Below are 14,630 nucleotides of genomic sequence, written 5' to 3'. Positions count from 1 at the left end.
ATTATTCCTCCTGTGCAGGCGCACTGTTAGTAATTTTGATGGTCTTGACTTCATAAGGCCGGAAAGTAAGATCCAGCTGCCCGCCTGCTGCGGTCAGCAAGCTGGTCTCATCCTCCAGAAGATTGACTTGGGAGATGGGCGCCGAATCCGGCAAGCCGAGCAGTACCGCCGTATCGCGGCCGCCGCCGGACTCGTACATGCGAATGATGGTTCCGCTGCCATCCTCGGCTTTTTTGATCGTATCGAGATGAACATGCTCGCTCGCAAAGGACAGCCAGGCATGCGACGTGCCGCGAATTCCCGGATGGGGGTCGGTGGCAAAAGCCTGCAGCGGCTCGTTCAAGTCCGCCGCCTCGCGGACAACGTGGCTCTGACGCCAGTCTCCGGCATGCGGATAAAGCGAATAAGTGAACGTATGCTTGCCGCGGTCGGCCTGCTTGTCCGGCCATGCCGGCGCGCGCAGCAGCGTGAGCCTCATCACGCCTCCATGGATATCGTAGCCGTATTTGCAGTCGTTCAGCAGGCTGACGCCATATCCGTTTTCCGATAAATCGGCGAACCGGTGTCCGCACACTTCGAACTGCGCTTGCTCCCAGCTCGTATTGCGGTGTGTAGGACGCGTAAGGGCTCCGAACGGAATCTCGTAGGTCGCCTGAGTCGCCAGAATGTCCACGGGGAACGCCGCCTTCAGCACTTTATAATCCTCCTGCCAATCGGCCCGGGTAATAAAATCCACGCGGCCGGTATGCTTGTAGAGCACCATGTCCTGCTCAACGATAGAGCGGCCGATGCGCCAGCGGAAGCGCAGCACGTCGAGCGTCTCGCCTTGCACCGCCACGGACCTCTCCAGCAATACGGCCTTGCCGGCAGGCTGCTGCTCGAAACGGGAATCCAGGTCCCAAGCATCCCATTCCACCGGTGTATCGTGGAACAGCTGCAACTCGTTGGCCCGTTCGCCGTCTGGGATCAGCTCGCGGCCCGCCGTCTTGTCCAGCCAGCTTGTAATCTCGCCATGCTCGTTGAATTGCAGCAGCCAGCGGTCCGTTTCCCATGCGTCCGGGAACGCGTCAATGCCATCTGCGGCAGTTCCGGAAGCTTGCCGATCCGTTTTCGGTCGAAGCCAGATGATCCGGCAGCCAAAGGCGGGCACATCCCTCACCTGAACGGCCAACGTCGTTAAGCCCGCCGCCTCGTCAACCGACCGGACATCGCTCGGCAATGCGCCTTCGTCGTCCCAGACCTCCATGCCGGCCAGTCGACTGTCGCCTTCAAGTAGGACGATACCGGTCCGCGCCCAGCCCTGGCTGTTAAAGACGGCGTATGGCCTGCCCTCTCCCTCGGTGTTCATCTCGGCTGCCAGCGCCGAAAGTCCCTCGTCCAGCGCCTGCTCGCCTAACTGGAACACTCGCTCGTATTGCTCCCTGGAGGTCGTGTATACCTCGGGAATAGCCGTGCCCGGGATGATATCATGGAACTGGTTGAGCAGCATCAGCTCCCAGCCTTCCTGGAGTCCATCCATCGCCGCGGACTTTGCACCGCCGAGCTCCGCGAAGCGGCTCCAGATTTCCGCTTTGCGGTACAGCTGCTCTGCCTTGCGGTTGCTGCGCTTGTTGTAAGCCTGCGTGGTGAGTGTTCCTCTGTGCAGTTCCAAGTAGAGATCGCCGTTCCACTCGGGAAGCACGGGACGCGTCCTTCCAATCTCAGCGAAGAAGACCTCCGCCGTGGAAAGGCGGCTGGCCGGTTGACCGATCATCAGGTCCGCCCGCTCGATATTTTCCAGCATCTCGTGAGTAACGCCGCCTCCGCCGTCACCGTGGCCGTACAGCAGCATCAATTCTTCATGGCTGTCCTTATTGGCGAAGGCCTGCCAATGGCTCTGCACATCAAGAGGACGCGTATGCTCGTTCAACCCATGGTTCTGGTAAGCTACCACTGACGTGCCATCGATGCCGACCCAGTTGAACAGGGTGTGCGGAAATACATTCGTATCGTTCCAGCCCAGCTTGGTGGTCATGAAATAATCAATGCCGGCTTGCTTCAGAAGCTGCGGCAGCGAGGCGCAATACCCGAACGTGTCGGGCAGCCACTCGATCGTCGATCGTTTGCCGAATTCCTTCTCATAGAAGCGCTGCCCGTAGAGAATTTGCCGCACAAGCGATTCGCCGGAAGGAATATTGAGGTCGGGCTCGACCCACATGCCTCCGACCAGCTCCCAGCGCCCCTCGGCCACCCTTGCTTTGATCCGTTCGTACAGCTCCGGATAATACGCCTTGGCGTAAGCGTACAATTGAGGCTGGCTTTGCGAGTAGGTGAAATCGGGATACCGGTCCATCAGCGCGCAAACGGTGGAAAAGGTGCGGCCGACCTTGCGCTGGGTCTCCTTAAGCGGCCATAGCCAGGCCACGTCGATATGCGATTGCCCGACCATGTGCATAACGCCGTCGCGGCCATCCGGCGCCTGCTCCCGTCCCGCAGCCTCTCTCAGGCTTTGCTCGACCGAAATGACTCGTTCCGCATCGTGAAGTTTCTCCTGCTGAGGATACAAAGCGTCCATAGCCCTCTCCAGTGCCCGCTCTAGGCGTATACGGCGCATATCGCTCTCGGAAAGCAGCACTGCTGCCTCATGCACCATTCTCACGCTATGCAGCAAGCTATAGACCGGACGGTTGATCAACGCAAGCTCGAATTTCGCGCTTTGCATCGGCGGTCGAACCGGAGCCTGATTATTCAGCTGATCCACAGGTTCGGGGAATGGATCAAACAACTCGATGTCAAGCAGCAGCCTTCCCTCTTGCGCCTCTGGCAGAGGGATAAACCAATGGTTGCGGTCAAGCCCGTGGTAGGGCAATCCGTCGATGCAGAGAAGGCCTTCGCCGGTGCCATAGTACAACAATGCCGTATCTTCCTGCGCCCAGTCCGCGGGAACCGCCAGCGACTTGCTGAGGAAATAAGTCGTGCCTGCTCCTCCCGTGAGCCGGTCGACCTGGCTTTCCTTCTCCCCCTTGGCAATCTCTTCATAGACCCCCTGAGCCATGTAACGTTTCTCCCGGATAGCCCATTCCTCGATCAGCCTCTTTTCCAACCACTGCCCGCGGTCAAGAAATTGGATAAAACGCGCAAAACGTTTCAATATGGTCCCCTCCTTCTGATTAATGCCTCACAAGCCCCTGCTTACTTAGGTTTGAAAGAAAAACTCTCCGACAGCAGAAGCCTCGGAGAGTTTTCAATCGATGATAAGGTCCGGTGCTTAGTTGGCCTTCCAGCGGTCATAGGCTGCTTGGTAAATCTCAGCCATGCGTTCGCCGCCCATCTTTTTGATTGTGCCGACATACTTGTCCCAATTAGCAATCGGCTCGGCGCCGGTTACGAACTTGGCTTCCATCTGACGCACGTATGTGTTGAGGTCGGAGGTCATGGTCGTAACCTCAGCCTGTTCTTCCGGCGTCAAAAACAGCACAGGGAACGGGATTCGTGCGCCGCGGTCGAGAAGCTTGGTCTTGGTCTCGTTGGCGATCCAGGCGTCCACGTCGCCCAAGAGACCCTTGTCGATCTCTGGAAGGTTGATCGTCGGAGCCGGGATACCGTAGTTCGGCGTAATTTTGGAGCGATATTCCTCTCGGTCACCGCCGTCAGGCACAGGCAAGTATTCCTTTACGTAATTTTCTTTGTCCGTATATTGCCACAGGATGCCTTCCGGTCCTTTGTTGAACATGGTTGCGCCTTCAACCGAGTACGAATAGTCAATCCAGCGCATGGAAGCCTCGGGCGACGGATTCGAATTCGAGATAGCGAATGCGCCGGTGTTGATGCCTTTGTTCTTGGCGATTGCCGGCTTATCCACGAAGTCGCTCACTACCGGACTGAACATGGGGTCGGATGTATTCGGTTCTTCGCCCATCATCTGGAAGGCGGTCCAGGCCGAGAACAAGCCCACCTGGTTGTTGCGCGCCTTAGCCTCGCGCTGCTCTGACGTTTGCGAGAAGCTCTCGTGATCCAGCAGCTCTTCGTTCCATAGACGGTTCAGATAAGTCAGATATTCCTTGTAGCCCTCTTCCATCGGCGTATAGTGAACTTTATCGCTGTCATCGATATAAATTTCTTCTTCATGGATGCCAAAGGCACCGAGAAGCCAGGTGCGGATATCCCGCAGGCTGTTGCCCGGAGAAGCGGAGGACAACGGAATTTCATCGGCCTTGCCATTCTTGTTCGGATCTTCTTCCTTGACCCGCTTCAGGTACGTAAACAGCTCTTCGGTCGTTTCCGGCAGCTTGTCCATGCCAAGCGCTTTTAGGAACTCGCCGTTGTACCATAGCGGATTGCGGTACCAGGGCTGGTTGAATTCAATGACCGGCAGCGCGTAAATGTGGCCGTCCGGCGCGGTGATCGATTTGCGGATATCCGGGTTCTCTTCGAGAAGCTTTTTAATATTAGGCGCGTAGCCCTCGATCAGATTCTCAAGCGGAACGAGAATGCCCTGTCCGCCATAATTCATCTGCTCCGCCGGGGTCAATCCCGCCGCATAAAAAATATCGGGATAAGTACCGCTGACGAGCACAAGGCTTTTCTTCGTCTCAAAGGCGTCCTTAGGCGCGTTTTGGAACTCCATGTGAATCCCCGTCAGCTTCTCCATTTCTTCAAACAGCGGCATCTTGTCCCAGTTCTGGATGCCGACATCAGGTCCCATCATGGTGAGCGTCATCGGCTCGTTAACCACCGGGAAGCCTTCCTTGCTCACTTTGTCCGCGGTCTTGCTTGGTTTGTTACCAGCATCTTTCTCTTCTGCCGAGCCGCAGCCAGACAATAAACTAGCCAGCATCACGCCAGCAAGCATCAGACCCAACCCTTTTTTTACTGTTTTCATTTACAAGCTCCTCCTTTTGGTAAAAAGCTATTGGTTCCTATAATAAACGAGTTGGTGGGGTTTCCCTAAATTCGGATATACATTGAAGAAAAAAATGAAAGCCGTATAGGGAAAGACCCAATCATCGGTTATTAATGCATGAAATTGCCGTCGTTCCGTATGACGACCAACATTCCGCCAATTGCGGTTCTGCCTATACATAAGGTGGTACCGGTCTGCCAGTACATCGGGTGGTGCTGGCCCGCCGTTCGATTGGTGGCTTCTTTAGGCAGCTAAGCCGGCGGGAAAGCCGGCCCTCCCCTTAGCCCTTCACCGATCCGATCATCATGCCTTGCACGAAGTAGCGCTGCAGAAACGGATAAACGGCGATGATTGGCAGCGTAGAGACAATGATGACGGCGTATTTCACCAACGAGGCGACCTCTGCCTTAGAGGCGGCCAGCTGCGCCATCTCGCCGCTTAGCGCCGCTCCGTTCGCTTCCGCGCCCATCTGCTGGAGCACGAGAATTTGCCGGAGCACCATCTGCAGCGGAAACTTGGTATCGTCATTAAGATAGATCAAGGCGGGGAAATAGCTGTTCCAGTGCCCGACGCCATAGAACAGCGCCATGACGGCGATGATTGGCGCAGACAACGGCAGCACGATCTGGAAAAACAGCCTCATATTGGTACAGCCGTCAATATGAGCAGCCTCCTGCAGCTCCTTAGGGATCGTAGACTGGAAGAACGTCCGGGCTACGATGATGTTCCACACGGATGCGGAGACCGGCAGGATCATCGCCCACATCGAGTTGATCATGCCGAGATCCTTCACGACCAGGTACATCGGCACCAAGCCGCCACTGAAAAACATAGTAATCAGGATCAAAATCATAAAGAACTGGCGGCCAAAAAAGTCGCTGCGGCTTAGCGCATACGCAGCCGGCAGTGTCACCGCCAAGTTGATCAAGGTTCCGATAATGGTGTAGAAAATCGTGTTGCGGTAGCCCATCCATATCTTGGCATTCTCGAAAACGAGCTTGAAGCCTTCCAGCGTCACGCCTTTAGGCAATAGCCACATCTCGCCGGAGTTCACGTACTTGGGTGTACTAATTGATGCGCTGAGCATGTAGATCAGCGGGTAGAGCACGACGATGAGCGCCGCTGTCAAGAAGAGATAGACCAGGACAAGAAAAATCTTGTCCCCTTTGGATTCTTTAATTGCCGATATCATCGATGTGACCTCCTATTACCACAAACTGTTGTCGCTTGTCTTTTTAGCGATTCGGTTGACCGTTATAAGCAGGATTGCATTAACCACGGAGTTGAATAAACCTACTGCCGTAGAAAAGCTGAGCTGATTGTTCAGCAGACCTGACCTGTACACAAAGGTCGATATGACATCGGAGGATTCGATGTTCAGCGAGTTTTGCAGCAGCAAGATTTTCTCGTAGCCGACGCCGAGGATATTGCCCACGTTCAGGATCAGCAGGATCGAGATCGTCGGGATAATCGTCGGGATATTGATATGAAGCACCCGCTTGAGGCGACTCGCGCCATCGACGATGGCCGCTTCATGCAGCTGAGGATCGACGCTCGACAAGGCGGCAAGATAGATGATCGTGCCCCATCCCGCGCTTTGCCATACGCCCGAGAAGACGTAGACCGTCTTAAACCAACGCGGATCCTCCAGAAACGAAGCCGGCTCTAAGCCGATCCACTCAATCATTCGGATCAGGATTCCCGAGGATGGACTCAGGAACGTGATGATCATCCCCGCCATGACCACGATGGAAATAAAATGCGGCGCATAAGTAACCGTTTGCACGCTTTTTTTAAAAGCACCATTCTTGATCTCGTTGAACGCCAGCGCCAGAATAATCGGCAGCGGGAAACCAACCGCCAACTCATACAAACTGAGGCTGAGCGTATTCCACAGCAAATCCCAGAAATAATAGGAATTGAAAAAACGTTCGAAATGGTCGAAACCGATCCAATCGCTTCCGGCTATGCCCTTAGAATCGCTTCCGGCTATGCCCTTAGATGGAAGGAAGTTTTTGAAGGCGATCTGAACCCCGTACATCGGTACGTAATGAAAAATAATGAAATACAATAAACACGGTGCGATGAATAGGTAGAGCTCCCAATTGTGCATGATTCTTTTTCGCCAGGAGGTTTTCTTGATTCCCGGCTTTGTCTGGAGCGACAGCTCATGACTTGCTTTCAAATCGTATCTTCTCCTTTCTTTTGGCTCAGCCTCGTACCGCCCTCGCAGGACGGCGGCTGATGTTTCTTAAAGCAAGCGCATTCATATCCGTCTTGCCTAGCTCATACGTCAAATTGTAGGAAACATGATGGCTTTGGTAAATATGTCGAATGTGCATTGTCATGCCAAAAAGCCCGTCATAGCAAGTATGACAAGGCTTTCATCAATTGAAGCGCGATCCCCGAATTGTCATTGTCAGGAGCAAAATGTGTTGTATTTTACCTCACATTCCACCTTCAAATGATACATATTGTGCTTTGCTGCGGGGTGTGACATCCTTTCTTGAGAACGATTACATCTCTACAGGAGGTTGTCCACCCCATGACTGTACCTGCATCCATAACTCAGTTCCTTGACCTAGCCGATGAGCGGCTGGCCCACCGGCCCAAGCTGCAGCGGCTGTTCCGCAACTGTTATCCCAACACGCTTGAGACGACAACCAAGCTGCTCGATGACGGCACAACCTTCGTCTTCACCGGCGACATCCCGGCGATGTGGCTGCGCGACTCCACCGAGCAAGTACGGCATTATCTGCCGCTCGCCAGAGAGGACGAAGAGCTCCAGCGCATCCTGAGCGGACTGATTGCCCGCCAGATGTTCTATCTGACCATCGATCCGTATACCAATGCCTTCAATGAAACAGCCAGCGATGCGCACTACCGAGCAAGCGATGACTGCGATTTGAATCCTTGGATGTGGGAGCGCAAGTATGAGCTTGACTCGCTCTGTTTCCCGGTACAGCTGCTGTACTCCTATTGGCAAGAGACCGGGCGCACCGATGTGTTCACCGATACCTGCTACCGTGCGCTTACGTCCGCCGTTAATCTCATGATCACCGAGCAGCGGCATATGGAACGGTCGCCGTACCATTTTATCCGCGATACCCATCAGGAAACCGAGACGCTGCAAAACGACGGCCGCGGCCTTCCCGTCAACTATACCGGCATGACCTGGTCCGCTTTCCGCCCGAGCGATGATGCTTGTCTATTTGGCTACAACATTCCGAACAATATGTTCGCCGTAGTAGTACTCGGGCATATCCGTCAGATCGCCAGCGAGATCTTCAAGGACGAACGGCTGGCCGAGCGGGCCGAGAAGCTGCGCAAGGAAATCGACTTCGGTATCCGCGCCTACGGCATTGTGAATCATCCTAAATATGGCCCCATCTACGCATACGAGACGGACGGCTTCGGCAATTACTGCCTGATGGACGACGCCGGTACGCCAGGGCTCATCTCGATCCCGTATATCGGCTACACCGGCACCGACGATCCAGTCTATCAGAACACGCGGCGGTTTGCGCTGAGCTTTGACAATCCGTTCTACTTTGAGGGCAAGCATGCGCGCGGCATCGGCAGCCCGCACACTCCGGGAGGCTATGTATGGCATATGGCTCTCTCCATGCAGGCGCTCACCTCCGACGACGACAACGAGATTCGCGAGCTGATCGACATGCTGGTGAACACCGACGCCGATACCGGCTACATGCACGAGGGTTTCCACCCCGACGACCCGACGGACTTCTCTCGTCCATGGTTCGCCTGGTCCAACAGCCTGTTCGCCACCCTAATCGTCAAGGCGATGGATCGCGGATTGGTGTAGTAAATATAGCCTGACGTGCTCAGGACTAGCCGCAACAACTAGCCCTAGCCCGATTGTTTTATCATTCTGCCATTAGCGATCATGCATGCATAACCCAAACAGGCAGGCCAAGTGGCCTGCCTGTTTCTTGTGGCGAATATGCGGTACAACTGCACATGATCGGGTTATTTGCTTATTCCGTAATCTCCGTAAACAAGGTTTCTATCGGCGTTCGAGGTTTTTTTTACTATTTGTGCTGCCCTCCGCTTTCTCCTCGCTCGTCATTGTTTCCCCTCAAACGGATACACGAATCGTTTCTCTTGCTAAGATTACGTTATGCCATTCCTGTCTCATAATAGCGGTCAGTTCCATCCGTTGCAGCGGGTTTATATAATGCCTAATTTGAAGGTCCGTATACCTCAAACTCATAAATTCTTGCTGCAGTGTTTTGGGTTTGCGTAGGCGTCGTAACGTTTAACTTGATATATCTGGCCGATACTACAGTAATCTTGTCTACTGTAATGCCGCCCGTATTGTTAGTTACGTTTACTGCCTGCTTCCAATTCACACCATCAGCGCTAACCTGAATATTGTAAGCCTTTGTGTTGTAGGAGGCAGTCTCTCCGCCTTCCGATGCGTGCTTAATGACAAATTGGTTCACTTGCTTCACGGAGCCGAGATCTAGCTGCAGCCAACGGCTGCTGGACAGAGAGCACCATTTGTCATTACTGTTGTAGCTGCCGTCCACGGCTTTGGTAGCGGTTTGCGAAGCGTTGCACGCACTGTCAGCCGTTGCAGACTTATTTAATGCCACATTTGAGGGTCCAAATACCTGAAACTCATAGATTCTAGCAGCAAGGTTTGCGGTTTGCGTAGGTGTCGTAACGTTCAACTTGATATATCTCGCTGATACTGGAGCGATATCGTCTACCGTCAAGCTTTTCGTATTATTGGTCACTTTGACTACTGTGCTCCAATCCTTGCCGTTATTACTGACTTGGATATGATAAGCCTTCGTGTTATATGCGGCCGTCTCCCCGCCTTCTGCTGCATGCTTGATAATAAATTGGTTCACTTGCTTCACGGAGCCAAGATCGAGCTGCAGCCAACGGTTGCTGGATAGGGAGCACCATTTGCTATCATTGATTTCGCTGCCGTCGACAGCTTTGGCCGCGGTCTGCGAGGCTTTGCACACGCTGTCGACCGTCGCTGGTTTATTCAATGCCAAATTTTGCTGCTCGAATACCGCGAAATCATATATTCTTGCCGCAGAATCTGAAGTTTGCGTAGGTGTCGTGACATTCAATCTGATATATCGCGCCTGCGTGTCAGGTATGTTGTTTACCGTAACGCCACTCGTATTATTATTTACAGTAACTACCGTATTCCAAGCAGTACCATTGCTGCTCACTTGGATGTTGTAAGCCTTCGTGTTATAAGAAGCAGGCTGTCCGCCTTCCGATGCGTGCTTAATGACAAATTGGCTCACTTGCTTCACGGAGCCGAGGTCAATCTGAAGCCAACGGTTACTGGACATGGAGCACCATTTGCTGTCGTTGATCACGCTGCCGTCGACTGCTTTGGCCGCATTCTGTGAGGGGATACACGCGCTGTCAGCCGATGCGGGTCTATTTAAAGCTAAATTCGGCGAGCTCACCGTTATCGTATACGTCACCTTACTCGCCCCAGCCTGCGGGCTGACGATGATCTTCATGCCTGTCTCTAGCGTCGTCGCCTTCGTTATCCCGTCAGCATTGTAGATTTCGAACGTTGCATTCGCCGACGGCGTGATCGCTGCCTTCAGCGCAGCTAACTTGACGCCACTCGCGACAGTGATTGTCTCATTCACCGTCCCGCCAGTACTTACCGTACCGATCGTCGAGGTCAATGCAGCATTACCGCATTGAGCATTTGTACTCGAAGCCACCCACTTCGCATACAACGTTAGGCTATTAGTAATTGCATCTGAAGCATTGTATCGTTGCGTCAGCGCACTGTCGTAATACCAGCCTTCGAAGTTGAAGCACGCCTTTGTCGGCATACTCTGAAAAACCACTTTACCTCCAGATCTCACAAATTGAGGTGGGACTACTGAGCCGCCGTTGGTGTCATAAGTCACCACCAGTTGGCCGGATGCGTTACCGTCATCGAGTCCGGCGAATGCAGGAATCCCTGCTGTCATTAACGATAGGATGATAGCTGCCACCATCAAATAACCTCTTATCTTTGCTGCAACCCTTTTACTTCCCTTACTAAGTCCTGAACCTTTCATCATTCGTTCTCCCTTCTACTACCCTAACGATTAACGCTCTCGATACCGCAGGCTTTCCAACAAAATAACCCTTACGCTTCCGTTCGTACAACATCGTATAGTCGCATCAACTGGCATGGCATGAAGAGGCAGAGCGTTTCAGAAGAATACGGACTGTTGCATCATTCATCATGTTATTCACAAAACGCAGAATCATGCTTTGTTATCTAAGATCTGGAACCGTATGTTTAGGCAGATAACGGATTGCAAGATGAAGCGCGACAGCTCAAAACAAAGGAGATTGAACGGATTTGCGAAAAGAAAAATAGCCACAACGTTCTATTTTATGCAAAAAAATACATTGTGAGCCACTGCTATCTTAGCATAATTAAACGTGGACAACTAGAGTCATTTCATGACACTGCTCCGAATAGATGGACGCGAAGAAAACCTCTATAATAAATCATAGAGGGATTGTCGCTTCCCGTACCAATCCTTGTTTTAAGCGGTCCAGCTGCAGAAGATGGTGCCGGTAGTGCATTTCAACAAGCAGAAACCATTCCTCCGCACACAATCCACCGAATCTCGGATGGGACACTCTATTTTGTTTGGACACTTTTTCAAGGGTAGGCTCAATGTCATGCATTCTCTGGATGACAGTGCGCAAGCCTTCAATTAGCTGCTCTTTGCTTTCCGGCTGCTCCGGAGTATATTGTGGGGAAGGCGGAACTTGAATACGAATGGGCGGGAAGCTTCCTTGAGAAAATATAGCCGCGCCAACCTCTGTTTTTTCCGTTCGAGGTACCTTGGGATCTTGGCTTGGCATCAGGCATTGATCAATATTACGAAGCTGCAAATGAAGCGCCGAGTTTATGAGATGTTGCAGCATCTGTCCGATTGACCACTCGTTCTCGCTTTGCTTTTGCCTCAGCTGCTCCAGACTGAATTGATCCAATTCATGAATATAATGTGTCGCCGTTTCCTCGAATCGTTGTAATGCTAACTTTGTTGTAATCATCCTACACCATCGCCTCTAATCATTTTTTTCTCTAACTATACAAAAACGCTACTGACACCATTATGTCAGTAGCGTTTTAACGTTTTTTCCAGTTCGTTTCTAACCCGATTTCGGAAGGATTCCGGCTCCAGCACAACCACTCCGCCTCCCCAGCCGAGCACCCAATGCAGCAATTCCTCAGGCTGCCGAACTCGTAAGATCACAAGCAACCCTTCCGTATGCTCCTCTATGGTTTCTATATAGAAGTTGTTCGATTCCCTTACCTTATCCGCAATGTCGGGTTGGACCCAGATGCGCACACGGACGTCGCGATCGTCTGGAGGCTGGTAAACATCTAAAAGAAAATCTGCTGGCAACCTAAATCTATCTTCCAGCTCGGTAAGCTCCGACATCCGGGACAACCGGAAATGACGGATGTTTTGACGCAATTCACACCGTGCAACGAGTACCCATGACCCTTGATGAAGCACAAATCCATAAGGAGCAACCGTACGAACACTTTGGCGGTTCCCATCAGCCTCGGCAATTCTTTTGGAATAGCGGAATCTTATTTTTCTTTCCTCCAGTATCGCTCGACGAATCGCTTCCAAGTATGCCTTCTCTTGTATTCGTGCTATATCTTCAGCAGAAGCAAACAATCGAAAGCTCTTGCGAATCCGTGATGCCTCACTTCGGATCGGTTCCGGTAGGATGGCTTCAATCTTCCCTCTAGAGGTTCGAGACTTACTGCCATAGTGAACATCAAACCAATGCTCGATAAAATCTGTCCCGATGAGTAATGTCACCGCTTCTTCCACCGTGAAACTGACTGGCGGCAGGAAATACCCCTCCATTAAGGAATATCCCTGCCCTGGCGCTCCTATCACGGATACGCCAGCTTCACTCAAAGCCTGAATATCCCTGTAGATGGTTCTCACGCTTGTTTCAAATGTAGCGGCTAAATCCTCGGCTCGTAACACTTCATTACGCTGCAGCTCAAGCACTATCGCTAACAAACGATCCGTTTTGTTCATGCACTGCACCCTTTTCCGAGAAATTGTTTATACCAGAGTTGTTCTTATCAGGCTTTTTTACAAGAGAACAGAGAGGTCATCCTATATCACATGTAAAGTATATCACTAGGGTATCCTGCCAGTTAGCATAATGAAGTACAATCAGTCTAAACTTTATTTTCTTCTGATTTAGAAGATTCCCTTACCGCCGCTTCACAAACCTCACTCCCGCGCGCAGTCGGAGCAGCTCCCGGATTCCGTCACCGATAGCACGGATGCCGGGCTCGATGAGTTCTTCATCTACCTGCGAGACGCTCAACCGGAGAACGTCCTCTTGGCGGAACTCCGGAAGGTACATGCGCTGGGCCGGATCGACCCTTACGCCGCGTTGCAGCAGGTAGTCGGCCGCTGCCTGCGCCCGGAGCGGGGCCGGCATCCGGATCGTGGTATAGAAGCCGGAGTACGACCGAGTGTAAGTGGTTCCCGGCGGCAGGTGCTTGCGGTATGCTTCCTGCAGCAGTACCGCTTTGCGGCGATATATCTCTCGCATCCGGCCGATATGGGCGGCGAACATGCCGCTCTCTAGGTACACCTCGAGCGCCCCCTGCGTCAACAAAGGCGTATGTACGTCAGCCGCGGCCTACGCCCGCAGGAACCCTTCCCGCAGCCCGTCCGGAAGCACGGCCAGCCCAAGGCGCAGGCCGGGAAGCATGACTTTGGAGAAGCTTTTTACATAGATGACACGCCCGGACGGATCGTATGCGAACATGGGGTCATTCCTCGGATCACCATCCAGGTCGCCCATGTAATCATCCTCGACGATGTACACGTCATACCGCTTCGCCAGCTCGACCATGTGCTTCCGGGCTTCGTTCGTGTGGCTATACCCGGTTGGGTTGTGGAAGCGCGAAACGGTGTAGAAAAACTTGACGTCCCGGTCCCGGAACAGCGCCTCCAGCCGCTCCAAATCCATGCCGCCTTCCTCGTACGGGATTCCGTGCACTTCGCCCCCATATCCCCGCAGCGATTCGACCATACCGGCATGCACCGGCTGTTCCACGACGATGTTCCCCTTGCCGTTCGGAAAAGGCAGCCCTACCAGCAAATGCAGCGCCTGCTGAGAGCCAGTCACCACATAGATGCGCTCCGGCGCCGTGAACACCTGCAAATCTCGCAGATGCCGGGCCAGCTGGAGCCGCAGCATAGCGTGGCCCTGCCCCTCCGAGTACGTAAACATATCCTCGCGGTACCTCTCGATGGCCTCGTTCATGCAGTGCTGGAAGTCCCGGTATGGCATGGCGCCTCGGTCGGGGCCTGCCCACTGGAAATCGATGACGCCTACCTCCCCCGAGCCTCTCGATTCATCCCCGCCTGAGCTGCGGTGCGCGATGTAATAGCCGCTCTGGGGAACAGCATAAATCCTGTGCCTCTTCTCAAGCTCCCCGTATGCCCGAATCACCGTATTTCGGCTGCAACCGAATGCTTCCGCCGCTTCCCGGATCGATGGCAGCTTGTCCCCCGGCCTCAGCTTGCCAACCTTCATCTCCCGCAAGAGCTGTTCCACAATTGCTTCATACAGCATTTCCCCTCGCACTCCTTCCTGCCAACTGTACGGGTACAATCACCGCAAACAGCGGTACAGCCCAGCCGTACATTCCTATATACTCAGTGTTGTCGACACG

General features: G+C 53.1%; 10 protein-coding genes. 1 reads left to right on the top strand and 9 read right to left on the bottom strand.

The window, feature by feature from the left end; genetic code table 11:
- Position 1: 1 nt before the first annotated feature.
- From AC0YN3_RS06805 to AC0YN3_RS06790, 4 genes are all read right to left on the bottom strand, one after another.
- A complete protein-coding gene (locus AC0YN3_RS06805; protein ID WP_475774371.1) occupies positions 2 to 3,130 on the bottom strand; it encodes an alpha-mannosidase in 3,129 nt (1,042 codons plus the stop codon).
- Positions 3,131 to 3,247: 117 nt separating this feature from the next.
- Positions 3,248 to 4,861, bottom strand: a complete 1,614-nt coding sequence (locus tag AC0YN3_RS06800) for a type 2 periplasmic-binding domain-containing protein (protein ID WP_475774370.1) — start codon at positions 4,859 to 4,861, stop codon at positions 3,248 to 3,250.
- 301 nt (positions 4,862 to 5,162) lie between these two features.
- Entirely contained in the window at positions 5,163 to 6,074 is a 912-nt protein-coding gene (locus AC0YN3_RS06795) for a carbohydrate ABC transporter permease (protein WP_475774369.1), read from the bottom strand.
- A 15-nt stretch (positions 6,075 to 6,089) separates the two neighbouring features.
- A complete protein-coding gene (locus AC0YN3_RS06790; protein ID WP_475774368.1) occupies positions 6,090 to 7,067 on the bottom strand; it encodes an ABC transporter permease in 978 nt (325 codons plus the stop codon).
- Between the two features lie 360 nt (positions 7,068 to 7,427).
- Between AC0YN3_RS06790 and AC0YN3_RS06785 the strand changes: the two genes are divergently transcribed.
- Positions 7,428 to 8,708 carry a glycoside hydrolase family 125 protein gene (locus AC0YN3_RS06785; RefSeq protein WP_475774367.1) on the top strand — a complete coding sequence of 427 codons (1,281 nt, stop codon included), beginning with the start codon at positions 7,428 to 7,430 and terminating at the stop codon, positions 8,706 to 8,708.
- 376 nt (positions 8,709 to 9,084) lie between these two features.
- Here the strand turns inward: AC0YN3_RS06785 and AC0YN3_RS06780 are convergent, their stop codons facing one another.
- From AC0YN3_RS06780 to AC0YN3_RS06760, 5 genes are all read right to left on the bottom strand, one after another.
- Positions 9,085 to 10,962 (bottom strand): discoidin domain-containing protein, encoded by a 1,878-nt coding sequence (locus AC0YN3_RS06780; RefSeq protein ID WP_475774366.1) that lies wholly within the window; start codon positions 10,960 to 10,962, stop codon positions 9,085 to 9,087.
- Positions 10,963 to 11,401: 439 nt separating this feature from the next.
- A complete protein-coding gene (locus AC0YN3_RS06775; protein ID WP_475774365.1) occupies positions 11,402 to 11,956 on the bottom strand; it encodes a DinB family protein in 555 nt (184 codons plus the stop codon).
- Positions 11,957 to 12,021: 65 nt separating this feature from the next.
- Positions 12,022 to 12,969 carry a helix-turn-helix transcriptional regulator gene (locus tag AC0YN3_RS06770; protein WP_475774364.1) on the bottom strand — a complete coding sequence of 316 codons (948 nt, stop codon included), beginning with the start codon at positions 12,967 to 12,969 and terminating at the stop codon, positions 12,022 to 12,024.
- A gap of 181 nt (positions 12,970 to 13,150) precedes the next feature.
- Positions 13,151 to 13,540: an aminotransferase class I/II-fold pyridoxal phosphate-dependent enzyme gene (locus tag AC0YN3_RS06765; RefSeq protein WP_475774363.1), complete on the bottom strand. Its 390-nt coding sequence runs from the start codon at positions 13,538 to 13,540 to the stop codon at positions 13,151 to 13,153.
- A 48-nt stretch (positions 13,541 to 13,588) separates the two neighbouring features.
- Positions 13,589 to 14,530, bottom strand: coding sequence for an aminotransferase-like domain-containing protein (locus AC0YN3_RS06760; protein ID WP_475774362.1), 942 nt, complete (start codon positions 14,528 to 14,530; stop codon positions 13,589 to 13,591).
- Positions 14,531 to 14,630: the final 100 nt, after the last annotated feature.

Source organism: Paenibacillus sp. J22R232, assembly GCF_056269165.1.
The sequence above is the reverse complement of the archived record's forward strand: the minus strand, read 5'-3'. Positions and strand labels throughout refer to the sequence as shown.